This window comes from Serratia sp. HNCC26DJ206 (genome assembly GCF_057180605.1).
In genome coordinates this window covers 1-757 of record NZ_JBXUGP010000124.1, presented here as the reverse complement: position 1 = coordinate 757, position 757 = coordinate 1, and the positions used below count along the sequence as shown (strand labels likewise).

At 54.6% G+C, this 757-nt stretch carries 1 protein-coding gene; it reads left to right on the top strand.

Going from position 1 to position 757, the window contains the following annotated elements:
- Positions 1-14 precede the first annotated feature (14 nt).
- Positions 15-560 carry a fimbrial protein gene (locus AC2A1E_RS24230; RefSeq protein WP_484385879.1) on the top strand — a complete coding sequence of 182 codons (546 nt, stop codon included), beginning with the start codon at positions 15-17 and terminating at the stop codon, positions 558-560.
- Positions 561-757 lie beyond the last annotated feature (197 nt).

Genomic DNA, 757 nt, shown 5'->3' with positions numbered 1-757 from the left:
AAATAGGAATATATATGAAAAAGTTAGCAATCGCTGCCTCTCTGACTATGGTATTAGGCTCTGTCGGTATGGCTCAGGCGGCCTCTACCGGCACAATCACCTTTAAAGGTGAACTGACGGCGACAACCTGTAACGTGATTGTCGATGGTCAGGCAGCTGATGCCACCGTGATCCTGCCAACCATCGGAACCAACCAGTTGACTGCGGCTACCCAGATTGCAGGCCGTACCGGTTTCGCCATGGCGTTGACCCAATGTGCAGGCACCCTGAAAACGGCTTCTGCCTTCTTCGAAGCAGGGGCTTCCGTTGACCAGGCCACCGGCCATCTGAAAAACATGGGTGGGGATGCCACCAACGTCAGCCTGCAACTGCGTGATGCCTCTACCGCATCTCAGACCCCGATTCAGGCAGGCAACAGCAACCAGAGAGTCAACACCACCTACGTTGATGTTGCAACCGGTAGCGCCACCCTGCCGTATGCCGTTGAATACTATGCCGATGGCAAGACCACGGCCGGTACGGTAGTCAGCAACGTGGTTTACTCCATTCAGTACAAATAAGAGCACCGGGGAGGAGAGTGCTCTCCTCCCGTTTTACCGGTTTGCCAGGAGTCTTTTATGTCGTTCTTCTCGTGTTACAGGTTGCAGGCGCTCAGCGTGGCTGCCGTTGCGTTGTTCAGTGCCCAGAGTCTGGCCAGTGTGGTTATCTCCGGAACCCGGGTGATTTATCCGTCTGATGCCAAAGAGGTCAGTGTCAA

Coding starts and splice junctions, on each gene's coding strand:
- AC2A1E_RS24230 (WP_484385879.1), top strand. CDS start 15: ATGAAAAAGTTAGCAATCGCTGCCTCTCTGACTATGGTATTAGGCTCT.